Raw genomic sequence first — 20,364 nt, 5'->3', positions numbered from 1 at the left:
GAACTTAGTTCCATTGCTTTGTGGCGTAAAAGAGGGGGTGAAGACTTGGGGGATAAGGGATTGAGGGGAGTTTGGTTGGGGAAGGACAAGTTACAGGTACATATAGTAGATGAGTAGAAATGGGCATTAGAGGAATGAGGAAAGAGTTAGGATATAAATATTTTGAATATATGGTAAAATAAGAGCGGACTATAGAGTTTGTGAAAAATGTAATTACACTAACGGGGCAGCATTAGTTGAAGATCGTTGTTAAACTTGTGTTCAACAATCAGACCATATAGTTGAGTAACTTAGTTTCTATAAATGGATAATTATGTTAAATTATAGTGAATACCCTCTCCGATAAGAGCAGATTATCAAACGCAGCTTCTATCATTTCTTTGTTTCTAGACAACTCAAGGATAATTGATAAAGGAGTCTACGTGCATTTTTGCTTCATTTTGGGATTTTATTGTAGAACCCAAAAACAGAAGAGACTTATCTCTTCTGTTCTTCATGATTTTAAAGCTTTATAATCTTGAACGAAAGACGAATAGGAACTTTCCTCTGAAAAAGAAAATTGATTATTGACGATAAATTCTCCAAATGCTAAGAATCCCTCTATTATTGCTTTCGAATACTCATCTTTAGGAATTGTATTTGAAATTTGATTGTCTTTACTTGATGTATTATTAATACAAAAAGTAAATCCTGAGTTATTGGTTAATATCTTAACTTCATATAAGGAATCTAAAATTGATATTTCATACTCTTTATTTCCTGGTGTTAATATAGGTTCAACTAATGTTTGCCATGTAAATAACAAATCTGTTGTTTCCATGTTTTCGGTTAGGATAACTTCAGAGTTGCATTCTAATCTGATTGCTCCTTCTAGATAATCATGGTCATTTTCATCTAAGGTTTGATTCACTAAATCACCAGATAATGGATTATTAATTGATAAAAAAGTAGACTTGTGACCTATGTTGATATTTGTATCCTTAATCAAAGTTTCAATCTTTAGCATATTATCACCTCATTAAACTGGATATGCTGATTTTACATACCCATCTTTCCCTATATTTACTTTATATTTTATTCCATTTATAGTCTTATAAGCATTAACAGAGTTTCCTTTTTTAAGAGCATTTCCAATGGTAGTTTTATTACTGTTAATAACATTAGTAACAATGTTTTTTACACCATTGACACTTAAACTAGGGTCAAACATTGATTTCCCACCTTTTCCTGTCCAATAATTTGGGTGGTGGTTTTGTAGAATATGTTGCATTTTAGCCTTAGTAAAATAAACATTTTTTCCTCCAGCTTTAATGGTTACATTAGAAAAATTGACTGTTGCTTTCTTGGCAGCATCTTTAGATTTCGCTTGGAATGTTTTTTTACCAATTTTTAAAATGGCTTTTTTACCAATATGTTGAACTGTTATTCTGGCAACTTGTGAACCAATAAAATAAACAATTACAGGTAAAGCAGATGCTTCAATTTGCGTGGAGTCAACAATATATTCTTCTCCTGTGTTAAGATCAATAAAATTAAAAACATATGAATCTTCGTTTATTTCTAGGATTTCTATTTCATATTCCCCTTCAACTACTTGTCCTTCTTCGAGATATTCACTTGTCATAATGATTTCTTCTGTTTCAAATGAAAATTCCAACTCAAATTTTGCTTCATTTTCATCATCTTCATAAGTTGTTTCTACAACTAAGGAATCACTTGATACATCAGCTACTTCAACATTTAAATCTTCATTATTTTCAGCATCTAATTCTGTAAACAGTTCATCGTTTAAACTTTCCTCTACTTCTTCTTGTTCTTCATTAGTCAGTGTAAATTCAGAATCAGATGCACCATCATCTGCTTTAACATTGTGAAGTGAATCTAGGGGCATAACTGTAGTTAATAAACAAGTAATAATAAGTACGGTAAATATTTTCTTTACTATATTCATAATTAGTCCTCTTTTCTTAATTTTAAAATGCCAAATCCATAATCACTAAATTTCCAATCATTGTTTGAAAAGGAATGCTGTTTTAAATAATCTTCAAAACTAGTATTCTTTTTAAGTTCACTATGTTCTTGTTTATAATAATCGAGGAGGATAGAGATAATACCTGTTGCATGGGCAGTAGCAAAACTTGTTCCATCAAAAAACGAATAACCACCATCTTTATTAGTCGTGTATACATTTTCTCCTGGCATGGCATAGTCAATATCATGTTTAGAGGCAAAACTAGAACGGTTTAAATCTTCATCAACCGATGTTATTGAAATAACATCCTCATAAATTGCAGGATAATCACCACGCATACCAAATCTGTTGCCAACCGATGCAACTATAATAATGCCTTCTGATATAGCTCTATCAACAGCCTCTTTTAGTGGTTTGCTTTCTGTTTGAAAACCAAAACTTAGATTAATTATTTCTACATTTTGTTCAATACACCAATGAATTGCTTCAATTAGGTGTTCAACCTCGCCTTTTCCATTTTCATTTAGTATCTTCACATCATAAATTTCTACATTTTGAGATAATCCAATTACTCCAAATTCATTATTCTCTGCTGCAATTATCCCAGCGATAGCAGTTCCATGACCAAACTCATCAATAATGGCGGTTTCTTTATCTAGAACATTAAATTCCGTGAATTTAATGTGTTGTAAATCTTCATGCTCTTTGTTTATTCCACTGTCAATAATAGCGATCTTAACCTTTTCATTATGTTCTAGATAAATGTCAGATATCAATAAATCGTATCCCCATGATGTGACTTGTGATTCTAGTTTCAATTCATCCTCAGATTGCTTGGATACTACGAAACTTTGAAAAAAAACTATTGCCATAATGACTAATAATAAGATAAGTAACATTACATAAAGTTGTCTTTTTTTCACTACATCCCTCCCTCTTATTAGTGAAAAAATGGAAATAAGGTCGGAATTATTATAATAAATACGGATACAATATTCAACATATATACTAAAAATTCGTCAATTTCATTCTTTTATATTAGAAAACATTAAGCAAAAATGAATAAATTCTTAACATATTTATTGCAGGGGTTGAATTGGTTTTTTATAGTTTCTCCAATAGCTATTATTATAATTTTATGTTAGCTTTTATTTAAATAAATGGTACGTTAATTCAAGAAGGATTAACGCACCTTCGTGTTGAAATTGTTGTACTAACGTGGCAGGTTATCGGAAGAAGGATTTTATATATAAACCTAAAATTATTTGAACTGTTGGTCATATTTATGGTGAAAATCGTACAGTAGTATTGTTTGTTGTTTCATTACTCTAAATGCCGTTATTCTATAAAAGAGACACTTTTACTAATAGCTATAAATTGATGAGAAAGGAAGTATTTCTTTGAGTGAACGGACTAAGCAACATATTCAACAAGGATTTTATACATTATTAAAAATAAGACACTTCTCTGACATTACCGTGCAGGATATTTGTGATCAGACACTTATTCATCGTAGCACGTTTTATCGTTATTATAGTGACAAATATGTACTATTAAATACACTAGTTGAGAGCGTAACTAAGGAATTGTATGACAAACTACCCTTTTCTGAGGCGAAGACAACTATTGTTACATATGTAATTGATTATATTGACAGTAATATGTCACTTCTTTAAACATATAACAGCAGAGGCTTCAGGTTATTTATATGAATCATTAGACAAATTTATCAGTCAAATGCTTTTACAAAATGCATCAAAGTATGAAGATGCTATATCACAAAACATTCGTAACGCTAGGTATCCAGAATTGTTATGTGATTTTTATAGTAGTGGTATGCGTACAATTTTGAAAAAATGGGTTTTTGATCGTGGTAATCAATATACAAAAGAATATATTATTGAATTTTTCGAAGATGTATTTATATAAAATGAAACAAAAAATAAATAATGTCGCAAATTGAAACAGTTTTCTATCTTTGTTCGTTGAGGGTCCCCCTTATCATTTTTATAATGGAATTATTAAGAAAAACATTTCTTAATGAGCGTTAATATTAAAGCAATAATAATTCAATACTTATTCAATAAAATTCATCTTTTCTCAAAGCTGTGTTTTACAGGTGAAATAATAGAAACAAAATTATTGTTGGAATATAGCTTAATAGCTCAAGATTCTAATTCTCATCTTGATACATAGTCAAAATTTCTTCAGCTTGTTTACGTAATCCAACTATTAATTCCTTCGGTTCCAAAATTCGTGCATGACTTCCAAGCCTCAAAAATAGTGATGTTATAAAATTAAGTTCACCTCTATCAATGATTGTATCTATGTATCCAGTTCCATCTTCTTGTGTGCCTACAAAACCATCGAAATAAGGAACACTTTTACATTGACGGACACCTTCCACTGTTAAGATCACATGCAGTCGAACAGGGTTTTTTACCTCATGAAAGTTGAACCATTCTTTTAAATTCATGAAATCATCTTCATTTTTCTCAGCTGATAAGATTGATAGAATGCGATCTACACGATACAGTAATATTTTTTTCTTATGATAATCGTAAGCAGGTAAGTACCATAATCCATCATGAGCATATACACCGATAGGATGGATGTGTTTTTTTCTCATTCCTGATTTAGATTCATATTGAATATGTAAATTTTTATTTTCAATAGAATGCTCTAGAATATCTTTTAAAAATGGGGTATCAATCGTTCTTTTAGGATTCCAAAAAGCAATATAAGAACGAATTTTATCCACTTTTATTTTAGCTTCACTCTGAAGTGAACTATATAATTTATGTTCAACCGAGGTAATTTCAGAATCAAAAGGCAAGTTGCGATAGTAATTTAGAGATTGAAAAGCAAAGAAGATAGAAACAACTTCTTCTTCTGTAAATAAAATAGGGGGAAGAAGTCTACTTGTTAATACTGTATACCCTCCATTTCGTCCTTGTTCAGAGTAAATTGGCATTCCCATATCAGATAAATCTAGTATGTATCTATGTACAGTACGAATGGATATATTAAATTCATCTGCTATTTCTTGTGCTGTAAAATTTTTCTTAGCGGTGACAAACATAAGAATATCTAATAGACGCTTTGCTTTTGACATTTTGCTCACCTCTTTTCAATTAATCATGTCATTACTTGTCATGTTTTACGTTTAGTATAGTTTATACATTATGATTTTATCAACAAGGAAAATCTATAAGATAAAAGGAGATAAAAATATGGGCATTAACGAAAGTGCAAGAAGAGTAATTCTGGATTTAGCAGTTACTTTAGATGGATTTATTGAAGGACCGAATGGAGAAGTTGACTGGTGCATCATGGAATCGGATATGGGTTTCACAAATTTCTTGAATCAAATTGATACAATTTTATATGGAAGAAAAAGCTACGATTTATGGGGACAATATATCCCCAAAAATGATGATTCAGATAACGAAAAAGAAATTTGGAAACTGGTTCATAGTAAAAAGAAATATGTATTTTCCAAAACACAAAAAGAGTCTGATAATCAAGCGATATTAGTAAATGATAACATTGTTGAAGAAGTTAATAAATTAAAGAAAAAGCCTGGTAGAGATATCTGGCTATATGGTGGGGCGAGTCTTATTACAACTTTTATAAAATTAGGGTTGGTTGATGAATTTAGGTTATCTGTTCACCCTGTTATTTTAGGGGAAGGAAAACCTTTGTTTATAGACATAAAGGAGAAAGTGAATCTAAGACTGATTGATACAAAAAGATTTTACTCTGGTGTTGTTCAACTTTGCTATCACCTTAATGACAGTAATTGATAAGTTTATGCTAAAGCTGAGGTAAAAGTAAATTTTCTTCTCAACTAATGAAAGAGTAAATAATTATTAACATCCTTCCATTCTTAATGATGGGAGGATTTTTCTTACTAAATAGTCACTAGAACTTCGGTTAAATACATAGTTGCCGAACTATATAAGCAGAGTTATCTTCGTCATTTGTAGATCTTTTTGTTCAGACTGATTTAACGCTTCAAAGTGGAAGAGAATGAAGCAAGATTATTCATTAATTTTAATTTGTCTCGTTATATCAAGGCATGTCTGCCTAGTTCGATCTGCGAAAGTTGAGTTATCAAAGCGGAGGTAAAGATACCTTTTTTAAAATTAATATGTATTTTTTAAGACAATAGAAATATGATTTTATATGTGAATGAGATATATTTGTATTAGAGGATAGTTTTTTTATGAAAAAAATTTTACTATAGAAGATGATTCAAAAACTGTTTTTTGTTTTGAAAGAGTAAAAAAAGATTTTGAGGGTGCAAATCTTTTATGGTAATGAAATTTCAATTTAAAAGGAGTTTAAAGAATGGATTTCGTTGAGTTAATAAAAGCAATAATATTAGGGTTAGTGGAGGGATTAACAGAATTCGCACCAGTATCCTCTACAGGACATATGATCCTAGTTGATGATATGTGGCTAAAGTCTACCGAATTTTTGGGACAATATGCGGCAAATACGTTTAAGATAGTTATTCAGCTCGGATCTATTTTAGCCGTTGTGATTGTATTTAAGGATAGATTTATTGATTTGCTTGGATTAAATCGTATTTTTAATAAAAAGGGTGAAGTATATAATAGGGAACATCTAAAATTAACCCACATTATTGTTGGTTTGATTCCAGCAGGGGTTTTAGGATTACTATTTGAGGACTATATTGATGAGAACCTCTTTACAACCAAAACCGTTCTAATTGGTTTATTAATTGGTGCATTCTTTATGATTGCAGCGGATTTACTTCGTTCTAAAAATCCAAAAGTTGTATCTGTGGATCAAATAACTTATAAACAAGCATTTTCAGTTGGATTAATTCAATGCTTATCATTGTGGCCAGGGTTTTCTAGGTCAGGTGCAACCATTTCAGGTGGTGTATTAGTGGGGATGAATCACCGCACAGCCTCAGACTTTACATTTATCATGGCTGTCCCAATTATGGCTGGTGCAAGTTTCTTGTCATTAATAAAAAACTGGGAGTACTTTACCTTAGATGCTTTACCATTTTTCATTGTTGGGTTTATTAGTGCATTTGTATTCGCATTAATATCTATTCGTTTTTTCCTGAAATTAATTAATAAAGTTAAATTAATCCCATTTGCAATTTATCGTATTATATTAGTAATTGTAATCTACTTTTTATATTTCTAAATCTGACATAGGACAATACAGATGATCTTATTTGTTTATTAATGGAGTCTATTTCATTAAAAATTGATTTTTCTTATGCTACTGAAACACTTTCTTTTCCTATGTAATACAATAATACTTTGCTAAGCAAATAAACATCCTCTATTCTAATCCTGTCTTCGTAAAAATAAACATTTGCGAATTCGGGATCTTTTTTTATTCGATCTCCAATCCTTCCTGGCTTACCTTTGGATTTTTGTTCCTAAATCGAATCTGATCGAATCCCATTTTTAATCTAAAATCGTAATTATGGAACAATATAAAAATTGTTTCGCACTACAAATAAATTCTTCTGCCCTCTGCTAAATATTTGGTAGAGTCATACAATTCTAGTTGAAGATATGTGGTTAAGGTCTACCGAATTTTTGAGGAACGGGTGATACAGATTTGTCTCTGGTTTGTTTCCACCACCAGTTTAATCGTCTTTACCGATCAAATCAAAAATCAATATCGTAAGCTGGATTCATTAAGAGGTCTAGCTTTATTTCTTCATCGATAGTGTTTCGAACATATTTTGTCAGTTGAAACTTTTACCTTTTTATTTCGTATGAAAAAAGTATAACGCATTATTTTAGGGAGGTGCTTCTAATGGAATCAATTGTAAATTTAGTACACTCAATAATTACAATAACTTCCTTCTCATATGAGGAACGTGGTATTGCAGGTCAATAAAACAGAAAGGAGGGAGAGATAATGAAAAGAACAGTCGAAATTGTATTAGCTATAATTGGAATTTTAGGTTACGGACTTCTTGGAGCTTTTGGAGTTGTTATGTTAGTTCTGCAAAATAATGAAGCTATCCTTCAAGATATCGTAGAGCAAACTCCAGAAATGGGTCTTGGTGATCTGGACACTCTAATTGAAGGATTGAGTACAGGCGGATGGCTTATTCTCATTGTATCTGTGCTGGCTATTATATTGAGTATTGTCGCTATTTTCTTAATTAAAGGTAATAAGCACCCTAAAAGTGCTGGTATTATTTTCATTGTGACTTCTGTCTTGGGTGCTGTTATTACTGTTGGGTTTGGTATTTTTCCAGGTATCTTCATACTTATTGCTGGTATTATGTGCTTTGTTCGAAAGCCGCCTCAACTTATTCAGTAACACAATATTACTGGAATCCTTAGTCTCTTCTTACTACAAATGCGTGGTCTAACGCCACCGCCTTTAAAAGGTATCAGCTTTTTGGTCTTTTTTAGGGTTAAGGCATGTTATGTACACATAGTTAAAAATCCCATCAAAATGCAAAGTAAAAAAAACAAGTGGTTTTCATTATTCCACTTGTTTTTTACTTCTAAATAAAGGATTGACAAAAGATAGTGGTTATGACTATAATTCAACTATTCAATAAAACACTTGAATAGTTGGTGATTTAAAATGCTAAACGAAAGAAATTTAAAAGATTTATTATATCAAGAGTTTGCAAGACTAGGTAAAAGCCTTTCCAGCCCAAAGCGTATAGAGATTCTTGATATCTTATCTCAAGGCCCAAAATCGGTGGAAGCATTGGCGAAAGCAACTACCATGTCTGTGGCAAATGTATCTCAACATTTACAAACTCTCTCTAATTCCAGATTGGTAAAGTTTCAGAAGAAAGGTAACTATGTAATCTACGAATTAGCAGATACAGCGATTTCCGGCTTTCTAAAGTGTCTGCATACTTTGTCAGAAAAGCAGTTTGTACAGGTGCAACAAATAAAACAAGAATTCTTAAATGCCAATCTTGGCATGAATGGTATTTCACTTGTGGAACTTAAAGACCGGATGGAAAAAGGTGAAGTTTTATTGTTAGATGTCAGGCCGAAAGAAGAGTATGAAAAAGCTCATATTCCGGGTGCTGTTTCGATGCCAATTGAGGAATTAAAGGAAAAACTCTCTTCTTTACCAACCCACTGTGATGTAGTTGCCTACTGCAGAGGACCATACTGTTTGATGTCAGTAGAAGCAGTAGAGCTTTTAAAGACGAGAGGAATACATGCCTTTCGTTTTGAAAGCAACGTTCAAGATTGGTATCAATTTGAAGATAGCTTAAATTAATGGAGGAAGGAGGGGTAATATGTCTCGTGAAACGAATGATTTGATCCAAAGTTATATAGATAATCCAGCGAAACAAAGACAATTATATAAACGTACATTAATCATCGTTGTTATTTCTCAAATGTTTGGCGGGGCAGGATTAGCTGCTGGAATAACAGTAGGGGCACTACTTGCTGAACAAATGCTTGGAACAAACGCATTTGCAGGGCTTCCTGCTGCTTTATTTACGTTAGGATCTGCAGGAGCTGCTTTAACAGTAGGGAGACTTTCTAACCGTTTTGGAAGACGTATGGGTCTAGCAACAGGATTTATAACAGGTGGACTTGGAGCAATAGGTGTTGTGTTTGCTGCTGTCTTAAATAGTGTGTTTTTATTATTCGCTTCTCTACTTGTTTATGGTGCAGGTACTGCAACCAATTTACAAGCCCGTTATGCTGGTACAGACTTGGCTTCGAACAAACAGCGAGCAACTGCAGTGAGTATAGCGATGGTTTCAACTACATTCGGTGCAGTTGCAGGTCCCAACTTAGTAGAGGTGATGGGGAATGTCGCTCTTTCAATTGGTGTCCCAGAATTAGCGGGTCCTTTTATTTTATCCGCGACAGCATTTATAGTAGCAGGTATTGTATTATTTGCCTTTTTACGTCCTGATCCATTCATTATAGCGTTAAAAATAAATGAAAATAAGCAAAAAACAGAACCTAAAAAAATACCTGAGAAGAATCACCTAAACAAAAAACGAATTACAGTTGGTGCTCTCACAATGGTACTTACGCAAATTGTGATGATTGCTATTATGACAATGACACCAATTCATATGGGGCATCATGGTCATAGTTTAGGTGCAATTGGGCTTGTTATTGGCTTTCATATAGGTTCCATGTATCTTCCATCACTTTTCACTGGAATTCTTGTTGACAAGATAGGTCGAACCGCCATGGTAATTGCTTCTGGCGTTACATTACTCGCCTCAGGTATTGTAGCAGCGCTTGCCCCGGGAGATTCTTTATTGCTTCTAATTGTTGCACTTTCATTACTTGGAATCGGATGGAATTTTGGTTTGATAAGTGGAACAGCTTTAATTGTTGATGCAACAGAACCTTTAACACGGGCCAAAACTCAAGGAACAGTTGATGTCTTTATAGCATTAGCAGGAGCGTCTGGTAGTGCCATGTCAGGAATGGTTGTCGCTGGTTCAAGTTACGAAATGCTATCACTTGCTGGAGGGGTTTTATCTTTAATCCTTATTCCGGTTGTGATTTGGTCTCATAAAAGTAAAGCTGTATTAACTTCGGACAAAAAAGTAAAAGAGTTATAAAAGGTACCTGTTGCAGTTGATATAACACTACGTATTCAATCTTTCTTTAAATGATTTTTTTACTTAAATATCATTTTATATTAGGGCTGGATCCAATATGGGTTCAGTCTTATTTAAAATGTCGTGAATAACCAAATCCCAATATCTCATGTAATGTTTCATTTCTCTTTTTTCATTCCATTTCATCTAATATTGCTTTTGACAACCATTGATTTGAATCTGGAAAACTCTATTTTATTTAAAGCAAGATTTTCTTCCTTCGAAAAAACAAAGCATAAAGTAAGTAAATGACTGCGGTGATACCAAATATAGCTGCACTCACTTTTATCGTCGTTATGGTTTGATTTTGGTTGGCTAAAACGCTGCCGATGGTTGGTCCAATCATGACACCAAAGCCTTGTAAGGCGGAGAAGATACCCCAGCCAGCTTCCTTTAAATTTTCAGGTATAAATCCAGCAATAAATGCATTCCAAGCTGGTAAAAATAAGGCGTAAAACAATCCGAGCGAAATGACGATTGCAAATGTAGCCACAATGTTAGGGCTCGTAATTAGGATTAATAGCGACAGAGCAAACAAACAAAATCCAATAATAAAAAGGACGACTTTATTTGAAATTTTATCAACCAATTTTCCAATTGGAACAAGGAATAATAACGCACTTCCACCACCTAGCAACATTAATAAGGAATATTGATCCGTTGAAACGTGCAATACATTAATTGCGAATGCCGGGAGAATTGGGATAATCATTCCCATTGCAACACCCTGCAATAATAATCCAGGTACGACGGCTTTACTCTTTTTTATTAATGTAATGGTATTGTCTTTTTGTTCCTTAAGGTTAGAGAGCCGATATGATACGTCACCCTTATTCACAAGCGTATAAATTAGCCAGCCAAGTAGAATGAGTGCAGGAAGAAACCATAAAATATACTTAAAGTTGAATTGTAAATAATGGTTCATCGTTATTAACCCAGCGCCAATCCCAGCAAGCCAACCAAAATAAACAATACTAATATTTTGCCCACGCTGTTGTTTACCTGCTTTGGATAATAAAATGATCCATAGGGGACAAATGCCAATTCCTAAAAATAAAGCACTAACAATCAGCGTTATACCATTCGTCCATATTGCAGCCATCACAAGACCTATTATCGAAAAGATAAAGCTTAGATGAATGACAACATTACTTCCAAATAGCTTCATAAAATAGCCAACAATTAAATTTGTCGCGGAATCACCTATAAAATGAATGGATATAGCTAGTCCAATGATCGTTAAAGCAATACCCCCAGGGTGGATAGATAAACCTGGAAGGTAGCTAAAAACAAATGCCCCCCTAACAAATTCAATGAGAAAAAGAGGGATAATGAGTAATAAAAATTCTTGTTTTGCGGTAATGTTCTTTAAGATTGTCATCTGTTAGATAATTTCCTTTATACGTTTTTCCTTTTGTTCTTCCAACATATTGCTAACATCGTCACAAATAACCTTTGCAGCATGAGGATGATATAGGGATTTCATATTTTCTTTCATTGTCGTTTGCATCTGTTCCTGAGAAATGAGATTTGTGATCGTTTCGATTAATGAATTTGGGTTGTCAACATTGATACAAGCACCTTTTTGTTCAAAAAATAGAGCATTTTCTCTTTCTTGACCAGGTACAGAACGGTAAAGAATTAATGGAACCTGCACTGCCAGCGCTTCACTTAATGTAATGCCACCAGGCTTCGTAATCATCACATTTGATAGCTTCATTAAGTCGTCCATGTTATTCGTATAACCTAAAATTTTCACATGATTATTTTCTCCGAATTTACTAGTTAAGCTCATTTTTAGTTTCTTGTTATGGCCACAAACGATGATAACTTGGTTGTCCTTTATAGCTAACAAGCGCTGGACGATGTCAACCATGTTTTTCATTACTCCATGAGCACCAGCGGCAAGAAGCGTAACAGGCATTTTTTTCTTTAAACCATAGGATTTGAGCAATAAATTTTTATCATCATCACTTTCAAAACTCGACTGGATCGGAATGCCTGTAACTTTGATTTTTTCAGAAGAAATTCCTTTTCCGATCATTTCAGCTTTTAAATCATCGGAAGCAACATAATATCGTCCGATCTCCTCATGTATCCAATTATTATGCAGGCCGAAGTCTGTTAACACGTTTACCATTGGAATCGGTGAACCTTTTTTCTTTAAGAATTCCGGAACAACAGTCATTGGAAATGTATTGATGATGATATCGGGATTAAATTCTTTCACTAAATTTGCTAATGTTTTTCTACCATAGTAATTGATGAAATCTAATGGAGAGACACTTTTTTCTTTCTTTCCTGCATAATAAAAACTGCCATATAGTTTCTGTCCATAGGTAAAACTCTTAATATATAAAAATTTGGTTGCTTTTGTTAATAATGGATGCGCTTCTAAATATAAATCGGATTCTATTACTTCATTGCAGCCATACGCAATCAAAGTTTCCTTTAATGTATTAGAAACTTTCAAATGGCCATTACCGTAGCTTCCAGTTAAAATTAAGATTTTTGAGTTTTGTATCATCAAATCACCTTTCAGAAAACTAGTATGAGTGTGTTTGCCTAATAATATCAAAATTCAGTCATTACATTGTGATTATATCATATGAATATTAAGTTAGATTAAACAAATCGTAAATTTATTATAAGAAAGGACGGAGCTCTTGAGTTTTGTGATCGACAGACAAGCTTGTAGCGAAAGCTGAGATCGTGTTTGAAAACAAATAACTCCGCATTATATTCTGGTTTTGTCGGAAATAATAAAGAGGTTGATAAGTTAATGTTGTACGTTATGAACAATGGGAATACGACACAGGGTTTTATCAACTCATTCCGATATGTTATTACATCTTTGCTACTAAGATGTTTACCCAACTAATTCCACTTTTTAAACGCAACATCGATTCTGAATTCATTTTTATGAACATCTGCAACTACTTTTCCGCCCTGTTTGTTAATAAGCTGTCTGACAATATGAAGGCCTAATCCAAGGTGCCCAGCTGTTCGGCTGTTATCCAATCTAAATGTTCGATCAAAAATTCGATTGATCTCAGTACGATTAAACTCGGTAACATCATTTATTGCTCTTAACCAGACATATTTCTCATCTTCAATTAAGGTAATGGTTAAATAGCTTTTTGCATATCGTAACGCATTTTGAATAATATTTGTTACAATTCGGTTTGTTGCCTTCTTGTCTGCAATAATGGGTGGTAAAACAACTTCATCCACATGGATTCTTAACTGGCTTTTCTCAAAATCGTCGTAAAACATTAGCATAGCTTCTACGACAAGTTGATCTAAAAACTGCTGTTCCATAATCAATTGCTTGTCCGCAGAGTCGATCTGGGAAAGTTCATAGAATAGATCCACCATCATTGTGAGATTGTCAATTTTTTTTTGGATAATAGCTAGAAACTCTTCCTTTTCTGTTTCAGATAAAGATCGATCAGTTAACAATTCCGAAAATCCTTTAATTGATGTTAACGGTGTTCTCAAATCATGAGAGATATTAGTTATTTCTTGCTTTAGTTCTTTTTCTCTTCTTTGGGTGTACTGTTGATCTTCCTTAAATAATTGAATGAGCTGATTGATTTTGGTGGCAAATCGAATTAGGCTTTTACTATGTGTATTTGTGCGAACTAATTCATTTGTACCGAAATTTTCAATGATTTCTTCTAATTGGTTTGTCATCTTTTTGATATCCCAATGAAAAAGCAGAAGCATGCCGATATTAACAATTAGTAGTAACATCAAAGTAATGATTATCAACAAGCTACTCACTTCCATTCATCCCATCTCCATCAATCGATATTTTGTTTAGTGAACTTTCTCGCTCCTACTAGTAAAGAAACCACCGAAATAACGATGCCAACAACCCAGTAATGATAATCGAATTGAACTGCTTTGTTCAAGAAGTTCAATAGGTTTTCGTTTAATAGTGTACTGGGTGCATATTTGTATAGCTCATTTAATCCTGAAATCGGGCGAAGTAGCATCCGTAATAGATCACCAGAAAATATAAAGATGAATAGCAACGTGATAATGATATAGACTTCACCGAACTTCAACATTTTCAGCACATGAATTATAAAAAATCCACTGATCACAATCGGGAACATGTTTATACTAGCTGTCAAGAAATACCTGACTGATTGTTCCTCGCTAGCCAAAAGATTCTCTCCCAATCCAATCATTAAGAGAAGACCAACGGCACATATTGCCAGAAAGTAACTCAATGTTAGAATTAGCTTTGACCAAAAGATCGTGTTTCGAGATACACCAAAGGATACAGATTGTTTGATTAGAGACGTATCCTTGCCAGTAAGAGCCAAATTAAAGAGAAAGGCAACGATTATAATTAGTACCCCACTACCAATTACGTTCGAATAAAAAAACAAACTAGTAGCGTAGGGGAAATTCTGATCTTGTTTCCCGGAATAGTACAAGACAGCCGCTGCTGCAGCAATTAACACTAAACAGATAACACTCGTAATATGAAGTCCTTTTTTGTGTAATAAACGATAATTTTCGCTTTTTAAATAATTAATCATTTTTCATTCCCCTCCACTAATCCTAAGAAGTACTCTTCCAAATTCAGTGCCTCCATACGAAACTCCATTACTAACACACCATTGTCGACTAAGAGGCGATTGATTTCGCCGCCCTCCTCTACATGATTTTGGATGGTTATGATATGATTAGGAAGGACTTTATACTGAATATCAGCATAGGTTTGTTCCAACAATCGTGATGTCTTTGCTGCATCATCGACTTTAAGTTGAATTTGCTTCTTGCTTTTATCGTTTAAATTCTCCTTGCTTAAATCATCGACAATTACACCATTTTTGATAAATACAAAACGTGTAGCTAGTAATTGTAGTTCAGTTAAAATATGGCTGGAAACTAAAATCGTTATTTGTTTTTCTTGATTTAACCTCAATAATAAATTACGAATCTCTATAATCCCTTCAGCGTCTAAACCATTAATTGGTTCATCTAGCACTAGACAATCTGGACTGCTTAGCAGGCAAAGGGCGATCCCTAAACGTTGCTTCATTCCCATCGAGTAATCTTTAAATCGTTTCTTCTTTTGATTTGCTAAACCAACGATTTGCAAAACCTCATAAATGCGTTTCTTTTCAATAACGCCGCGTTGAATTCGAAAATACTCTAGATTTTGAGTTGCAGTAAAATCTGGGAAGAATTCAGGTGTTTCTATCATAAAACCCATTCTTTTTTTTGAGTGAATCATCTCTTTGCCTGATTTTCCAAATAAGTGAATGTCTCCTCCAGTTGGCATTAGTTGTCCCGCAAGCACTTTAAAAAACGTCGATTTTCCAGCGCCATTCTTACCAATTAATGCACAAATTTCTCCTTTTCTTAATGAGAAATCAAGGGGTTTGATGATTTCTTCTTCTTTAAAGGTCTTTTTTAATTGATATGTTTGAATAATGGTATCCATTTTGTTGACTCCTTCACTAAATTTCTTGATATATTTAGTTTAGCTTAGGTGCCTTTAATTTCCCTTAAACAAAACATAAAGAAATCATAAAGAAATTACACCAGCATGAAGCCTACTCCCCATATTGTCTTTATATACTCATCAGAAGTGATTTCGGCCATTTTTTTGCGAAGATTTGAGACATGAACACTAATCGTATTATCATCACCTAAATAGGTACCTTTCCAGATGCTTTCATAAATCTCCCTTTTGGAAAAGGCATGCTCTGGATGACTTACAAATAAGGACAAAATATCAAATTCTGCATTCGTCAATTGCAGCTCTGTGTTATCTAAAGAGACAGATAGTTTTTCAGGTTGAATCTTAAGTCCGCGCCATACATTCTCCGCTGTTCGTGATGTAATGGTTGATTTTCGTAATTGAACTTCAACTCTGGCAAGAACCTCTTCTTGATTAAAGGGTTTGGTTATATAATCGTCTGCCCCCATTTTCAATACGTGCACTTTATTTTCTATATCAACCTTGGCTGAAATCACAATTATGGGGATGGAATTCTCTTCTCTGATCTTTTTTATTAATTCCTCTCCACTCTTACCTGGTAACATTAAGTCTAATAAGATTAAATCGAACTTATTATTTTGTAGTTGCAGGAGACCTTCAGTGCCAGAATAAGCCGCAATCGAATCCAATTCTTTTTTTGTTAAAATAACGCTTAGTAGTTTACTTATTTCTTGATCGTCTTCAATTATTAAAATCCTTTTCCCTTCATTCATAATCATCACCCGTCTTTTTCCTATTGATTATAACTAATTATAGCTTATTTTGTTTGACTAAATTAGGGAATGTTGGTGCAGGTTGGAGAGTCGAAATTCGGAATAGCTTATTTTAAACGTACATCAGGTGTCTAATTAAAATAAAATAACTCCTACTCGGATTGATAAAAAGTACTTAAACATGGTATAAATATAAAAGGAGCAGGAGCCATTTTCTGCTTTTTAATTTTGTGGTAAGGGTTTGTCCTGGTTTCCCGGAATGAGAGGATTTGAATTTGAAATGGTAGATAATTTTTGGCGTGATTTACCACGACCGTTTTTTATATTGGCACCAATGGAAGATGTGACGGATGTTGTTTTTCGTCATGTTGTAAGTGAGGCAGGTAGACCCGATGTGTTCTTTACAGAGTTTACAAACTCGGAGAGCTATTGTCACCCAGATGGGAAACAAAGTGTCCGTGGGCGTTTGACTTTTACAGAGGATGAACAACCGATTGTAGCCCATATATGGGGCGATAAGCCTGAATACTTTAGGCAAATGAGTATTGGTATGGCGGAAGAAGGATTTAAAGGAATCGATCTCAATATGGGCTGTCCTGTACCAAATGTGGCAGGGAAAGGGAAAGGTTGTGGCCTTATCCGCCGTCCGGAAGTTGCAGCAGAGCTAATACAAGCCGCAAAAGCAGGTGGATTGCCTGTAAGTGTGAAGACAAGGCTTGGTTACACGAATGTAGACGAATGGCGCGACTGGTTGACACACGTCTTGAAACAAGACATTGTTAATCTTTCCATCCATCTTCGTACGAAAAAGGAAATGAGTAAAGTAGATGCTCATTGGGAATTGATTCCGGAGATTAAGAAACTTCGTGACGAGATAGCGCCAGATACGCTTTTGACGATCAACGGGGATATTCCTGACCGTCAAACTGGCTTGGAACTTGCCGAGAAATATGGTGTTGATGGGGTTATGATTGGGCGTGGAATTTTTCAAAATCCGTTTGCCTTTGAAATGGAGCAGAAAGATCATAGCAGTCAGGAACTGCTTGAACTTTTAAGACTGCATCTGGATCTCTTTGATAAATATTCAGCAGTAGAACCACGTGCGTTTAAGCCTCTACGTCGTTTCTTTAAAATATATGTCCGCGGGATTCGGGGTGCAGGCGAGTTAAGAAATCAATTGATGAGCACAGAGTCAACAGATGAAGTGCGTGCATTGCTCGATAAGTTTGAGGGAAAGCGTACTGAGGGTACGGGGAGAATTTAGATTTTTACCAATTCATGGTAAAAACTAAAGTGGAGCGTTGAAAGAATGTGCTTTACAGTTAGCGTCTATATAAGCTGTTAATTGGCATGTGTGAATACGGTAATCATCCGTGTTCACACATGCCAATTTGTATTTTAACGTTTGTTGTAGGAAGTTATTTTATTATTCTGGGGCCATAGCCTGCTTCCTGAATAAAATTACATAAATAAATCATTAATCCATAAAATAAGGCAGAAAATTAGGAGGGATTTTGTGGATTATATAGAATATCGGGATGAATTATATGTGAAGACAGAAGAATTTAATGAGCTTATATCGAACTACTGGAACGATTATTCCAATTTTGGTACATGGCAGTTCTGGGTAACGTTGCTGGTTTTTATTCTTCCATTGGTTCTGCTTTTCTTTGCAGTGGATCGAAGTAGAATTTTTGAAGTATTTTTCTTTGGCTTTATGGTACATATTTTATGGACTTATGCCAGTATAATTCTTGAAAGATATAATTTCATGTTTCATACATTCTTTCTCGCACCGGCACTGCCATACTCTTTGAATATAACAGTGTCCATTCTTCCTGTTGGTTTTTTACTTCTATATCAATATACAACAAAGCATAGGAAGAATTTTTACGTATATGCTATTCTGTTAAGTGCAGTGTTTGCATTTGGTTTTGCAACACTGGAAGAATGGATGGGCTTATTGGAGCTTCATAAGGGAACTAATAATTTCCACATTTTTCTTGTCGATCTTGCAGTAGTCTTTATATCCTACTGGGTTACATTGTTTATAAAAAGTTTAAAAGATAACAATGTCAAATGAAAACGCAACCTTACCTACTCAAATGCCATTATAAATAAAAAAAGCCGTCTAAATTTAGATGAATTTTTATTTATAATGGCAAGTTTACCTTGAAATTTTAAGATGTTTCTAATATATGGCAAGATAACTATGTGATATTATGTACTTAAAGGAAAAGCATAGTGAAACTTCAATTTTTTCCAATTCGTATATAAGGTATAAAGGTAAATATATCTAATTATTTATCAGAACATTAAAATTAATAGGACTTCCACTATGCTGCAGATTTTATTCCCATGCTATCTATAGTTTCTTTAGTTATATGGATTGTGGTGACCCGAAAAAAAATAGTAACTTTAATGTCTGCGAGTGCCTTATGTACTTCGTGAAAGATTCAGATTATATTGCTGAATTTAAAGGCGATATTATCAGTATTATCATTCTAATTATAAATTTAGCAAGGCTATAAAGAAACCAGATGATAAAACTATTGAAAAATTGAATTTATAATTATGAAATCATTTATCAGGAATCTAAAGGAGGGGATTAAATGAGTAATACTACAAGAGACATTTATAATAAACTAGCTCATACCTATCAGAACGATATTGATGAAGGGAGTCCTTATAACGCTTATTATGAACGTCCAGCTATGTTAGCGGCTTTACCCACCGAGTTAAATGGAAAAAAAGTTCTTGATGCTGGTTGTTCGGCTGGATGGTATGCTTCGCAATTATTGCAGCAAGGAGCGGAAGTTACTGGTATAGATGTAAGTCCTGAAATGGTAAAGGCAGCAAAGCATCGTTTAGGGGAAGAGGCTACATTCCTTTGTCAAGATCTTCAAGAACCCCTTCCGTTTAAAAATGATTCCTTTGATGTGATTATAAGCTCACTTACACTTCATTATTTAAAGGATTGGACTTACACATTTCACGAATTCAACCGCATTCTAAAAGCAGAAGGAACTTTTTTATTTTCGCTTCATCATCCTTTTATGGATTATACAAGATTCGATTGTGAGGATTACTTTAAAACACAATACTTATCAGAAACTTGGCACAAACCTAATATTACAATTGATGTTAGCTTCTACAGAAGACCCATGCAAAGCATCGTAAATGAAACAACTGCTTTTTTCAACCTCGATAAACTGATTGAACCTAAACCGCAAAAAAAGATGAAAGAAGTAAAAGAAAAATCGTACTACTATCTAATGACCAGCCCTCATTTCCTAATAATAAAAGCTACGTCCAAAAAATAAATCTAACTATAAGATTGGGTATCTTATATTCTGCAAATGGGTGTTTTAGTGAAAGAAGGAAATGTAGTTTTTCATAAAAAGTTGTAGGTTATTGAGTTGTTCTTCAAAATTTAATAACAGGGATGAAAATGTGAGCAAAAATAGATTGTTGATGAAACATGGACATAGGTAATACGGATGCAAGCATTAAACAAGTTGTTCATCAA

At 33.7% G+C, this 20,364-nt stretch carries 20 protein-coding genes; 10 read left to right on the top strand and 10 right to left on the bottom strand.

The features are described from left to right. Positions 1–493 precede the first annotated feature (493 nt). The 3 genes from NYE61_RS08750 to NYE61_RS08740 are packed head-to-tail and all read right to left on the bottom strand — an operon-like array spanning position 494 to position 2,895. Entirely contained in the window at positions 494–1,006 is a 513-nt protein-coding gene (locus tag NYE61_RS08750; protein ID WP_303447742.1) for a hypothetical protein, read from the bottom strand. A gap of 12 nt (positions 1,007–1,018) precedes the next feature. Continuing rightward, the gene (locus NYE61_RS08745) at positions 1,019–1,951 is read right to left on the bottom strand and encodes an SAR2788 family putative toxin (RefSeq protein ID WP_303447740.1); all 933 of its coding nucleotides are present in this window, start codon (positions 1,949–1,951) and stop codon (positions 1,019–1,021) included. A gap of 2 nt (positions 1,952–1,953) precedes the next feature. After that, positions 1,954–2,895 carry a S8 family serine peptidase gene (locus NYE61_RS08740; protein WP_303447739.1) on the bottom strand — a complete coding sequence of 314 codons (942 nt, stop codon included), beginning with the start codon at positions 2,893–2,895 and terminating at the stop codon, positions 1,954–1,956. A 477-nt stretch (positions 2,896–3,372) separates the two neighbouring features. Here NYE61_RS08740 and NYE61_RS08735 point away from each other — a divergent pair, with 477 nt between their 5' ends. After that, positions 3,373–3,648, top strand: a complete 276-nt coding sequence (locus NYE61_RS08735) for a TetR/AcrR family transcriptional regulator (RefSeq protein ID WP_303447737.1) — start codon at positions 3,373–3,375, stop codon at positions 3,646–3,648. Beyond that, positions 3,623–3,901 carry a hypothetical protein gene (locus NYE61_RS08730; RefSeq protein WP_303447735.1) on the top strand — a complete coding sequence of 93 codons (279 nt, stop codon included), beginning with the start codon at positions 3,623–3,625 and terminating at the stop codon, positions 3,899–3,901. The genes NYE61_RS08735 and NYE61_RS08730 overlap by 26 nt, the downstream gene beginning before the upstream one ends. Positions 3,902–4,145: 244 nt before the next feature. Here NYE61_RS08730 and NYE61_RS08725 read toward each other — a convergent pair whose 3' ends face one another. After that, entirely contained in the window at positions 4,146–5,087 is a 942-nt protein-coding gene (locus NYE61_RS08725) for a YafY family protein (RefSeq protein ID WP_303447733.1), read from the bottom strand. Between the two features lie 118 nt (positions 5,088–5,205). Here NYE61_RS08725 and NYE61_RS08720 point away from each other — a divergent pair, with 118 nt between their 5' ends. The 5 genes from NYE61_RS08720 (at position 5,206) to NYE61_RS08700 (ending at position 10,556) form a co-directional block, all read left to right on the top strand. Next, entirely contained in the window at positions 5,206–5,778 is a 573-nt protein-coding gene (locus NYE61_RS08720; RefSeq protein WP_303447731.1) for a dihydrofolate reductase family protein, read from the top strand. A 547-nt stretch (positions 5,779–6,325) separates the two neighbouring features. Continuing rightward, the gene (locus NYE61_RS08715) at positions 6,326–7,162 is read left to right on the top strand and encodes an undecaprenyl-diphosphate phosphatase (protein WP_095312698.1); all 837 of its coding nucleotides are present in this window, start codon (positions 6,326–6,328) and stop codon (positions 7,160–7,162) included. 732 nt (positions 7,163–7,894) lie between these two features. Further along, positions 7,895–8,305: a DUF4064 domain-containing protein gene (locus tag NYE61_RS08710; protein ID WP_303447729.1), complete on the top strand. Its 411-nt coding sequence runs from the start codon at positions 7,895–7,897 to the stop codon at positions 8,303–8,305. A 273-nt stretch (positions 8,306–8,578) separates the two neighbouring features. Next, positions 8,579–9,238: a metalloregulator ArsR/SmtB family transcription factor gene (locus NYE61_RS08705; protein ID WP_118890138.1), complete on the top strand. Its 660-nt coding sequence runs from the start codon at positions 8,579–8,581 to the stop codon at positions 9,236–9,238. A 19-nt stretch (positions 9,239–9,257) separates the two neighbouring features. Then, positions 9,258–10,556: an MFS transporter gene (locus NYE61_RS08700; protein ID WP_303447727.1), complete on the top strand. Its 1,299-nt coding sequence runs from the start codon at positions 9,258–9,260 to the stop codon at positions 10,554–10,556. A 238-nt stretch (positions 10,557–10,794) separates the two neighbouring features. Here NYE61_RS08700 and NYE61_RS08695 read toward each other — a convergent pair whose 3' ends face one another. The 6 genes from NYE61_RS08695 to NYE61_RS08670 all read right to left on the bottom strand — a co-directional run bounded on the left by NYE61_RS08695 (position 10,795) and on the right by NYE61_RS08670 (position 16,835). Then, entirely contained in the window at positions 10,795–11,976 is a 1,182-nt protein-coding gene (locus NYE61_RS08695) for an MFS transporter (protein WP_303447725.1), read from the bottom strand. A gap of 3 nt (positions 11,977–11,979) precedes the next feature. Next, on the bottom strand, positions 11,980–13,122 hold the full coding sequence (locus tag NYE61_RS08690) for a glycosyltransferase (RefSeq protein ID WP_303447723.1): 1,143 nt from the start codon (positions 13,120–13,122) through the stop codon (positions 11,980–11,982). Between the two features lie 350 nt (positions 13,123–13,472). Beyond that, positions 13,473–14,369: a HAMP domain-containing sensor histidine kinase gene (locus NYE61_RS08685; RefSeq protein ID WP_339317310.1), complete on the bottom strand. Its 897-nt coding sequence runs from the start codon at positions 14,367–14,369 to the stop codon at positions 13,473–13,475. A 32-nt stretch (positions 14,370–14,401) separates the two neighbouring features. Continuing rightward, positions 14,402–15,151, bottom strand: a complete 750-nt coding sequence (locus NYE61_RS08680; protein WP_303447721.1) for an ABC transporter permease — start codon at positions 15,149–15,151, stop codon at positions 14,402–14,404. After that, a complete protein-coding gene (locus tag NYE61_RS08675; RefSeq protein WP_303447719.1) occupies positions 15,148–16,062 on the bottom strand; it encodes an ABC transporter ATP-binding protein in 915 nt (304 codons plus the stop codon). The genes NYE61_RS08680 and NYE61_RS08675 overlap by 4 nt, the downstream gene beginning before the upstream one ends. A gap of 95 nt (positions 16,063–16,157) precedes the next feature. Beyond that, positions 16,158–16,835 carry a response regulator transcription factor gene (locus NYE61_RS08670; RefSeq protein WP_303447717.1) on the bottom strand — a complete coding sequence of 226 codons (678 nt, stop codon included), beginning with the start codon at positions 16,833–16,835 and terminating at the stop codon, positions 16,158–16,160. 280 nt (positions 16,836–17,115) lie between these two features. Between NYE61_RS08670 and NYE61_RS08665 the strand changes: the two genes are divergently transcribed. The 3 genes from NYE61_RS08665 (at position 17,116) to NYE61_RS08655 (ending at position 20,158) form a co-directional block, all read left to right on the top strand. Continuing rightward, positions 17,116–18,099: a tRNA-dihydrouridine synthase gene (locus tag NYE61_RS08665; RefSeq protein WP_303447870.1), complete on the top strand. Its 984-nt coding sequence runs from the start codon at positions 17,116–17,118 to the stop codon at positions 18,097–18,099. Positions 18,100–18,351: 252 nt separating this feature from the next. Next, on the top strand, positions 18,352–18,918 hold the full coding sequence (locus tag NYE61_RS08660) for a hypothetical protein (protein WP_303447716.1): 567 nt from the start codon (positions 18,352–18,354) through the stop codon (positions 18,916–18,918). A gap of 529 nt (positions 18,919–19,447) precedes the next feature. Continuing rightward, complete coding sequence (locus NYE61_RS08655) at positions 19,448–20,158, top strand: class I SAM-dependent methyltransferase (RefSeq protein ID WP_303447714.1); 711 nt, start codon at positions 19,448–19,450, stop codon at positions 20,156–20,158. Positions 20,159–20,364: the final 206 nt, after the last annotated feature.

The organism is Oceanobacillus sp. FSL W7-1304 (assembly GCF_037969805.1).
GTDB classification, from domain to species: Bacteria; Bacillota; Bacilli; order Bacillales; family Amphibacillaceae; genus Oceanobacillus; species Oceanobacillus profundus.
This window is presented reverse-complemented; position numbering and strand designations above follow the sequence as displayed.

Coding starts and splice junctions, on each gene's coding strand:
- NYE61_RS08670 (WP_303447717.1), bottom strand. CDS start 16,835: ATGAATGAAGGGAAAAGGATTTTAATAATTGAAGACGATCAAGAAATA.
- NYE61_RS08725 (WP_303447733.1), bottom strand. CDS start 5,087: ATGTCAAAAGCAAAGCGTCTATTAGATATTCTTATGTTTGTCACCGCT.
- NYE61_RS08750 (WP_303447742.1), bottom strand. CDS start 1,006: ATGCTAAAGATTGAAACTTTGATTAAGGATACAAATATCAACATAGGT.
- NYE61_RS08690 (WP_303447723.1), bottom strand. CDS start 13,122: ATGATACAAAACTCAAAAATCTTAATTTTAACTGGAAGCTACGGTAAT.
- NYE61_RS08695 (WP_303447725.1), bottom strand. CDS start 11,976: ATGACAATCTTAAAGAACATTACCGCAAAACAAGAATTTTTATTACTC.
- NYE61_RS08700 (WP_303447727.1), top strand. CDS start 9,258: ATGTCTCGTGAAACGAATGATTTGATCCAAAGTTATATAGATAATCCA.
- NYE61_RS08720 (WP_303447731.1), top strand. CDS start 5,206: ATGGGCATTAACGAAAGTGCAAGAAGAGTAATTCTGGATTTAGCAGTT.
- NYE61_RS08655 (WP_303447714.1), top strand. CDS start 19,448: ATGAGTAATACTACAAGAGACATTTATAATAAACTAGCTCATACCTAT.
- NYE61_RS08705 (WP_118890138.1), top strand. CDS start 8,579: ATGCTAAACGAAAGAAATTTAAAAGATTTATTATATCAAGAGTTTGCA.
- NYE61_RS08710 (WP_303447729.1), top strand. CDS start 7,895: ATGAAAAGAACAGTCGAAATTGTATTAGCTATAATTGGAATTTTAGGT.
- NYE61_RS08680 (WP_303447721.1), bottom strand. CDS start 15,151: ATGATTAATTATTTAAAAAGCGAAAATTATCGTTTATTACACAAAAAA.
- NYE61_RS08745 (WP_303447740.1), bottom strand. CDS start 1,951: ATGAATATAGTAAAGAAAATATTTACCGTACTTATTATTACTTGTTTA.
- NYE61_RS08675 (WP_303447719.1), bottom strand. CDS start 16,062: ATGGATACCATTATTCAAACATATCAATTAAAAAAGACCTTTAAAGAA.
- NYE61_RS08715 (WP_095312698.1), top strand. CDS start 6,326: ATGGATTTCGTTGAGTTAATAAAAGCAATAATATTAGGGTTAGTGGAG.
- NYE61_RS08665 (WP_303447870.1), top strand. CDS start 17,116: ATGGTAGATAATTTTTGGCGTGATTTACCACGACCGTTTTTTATATTG.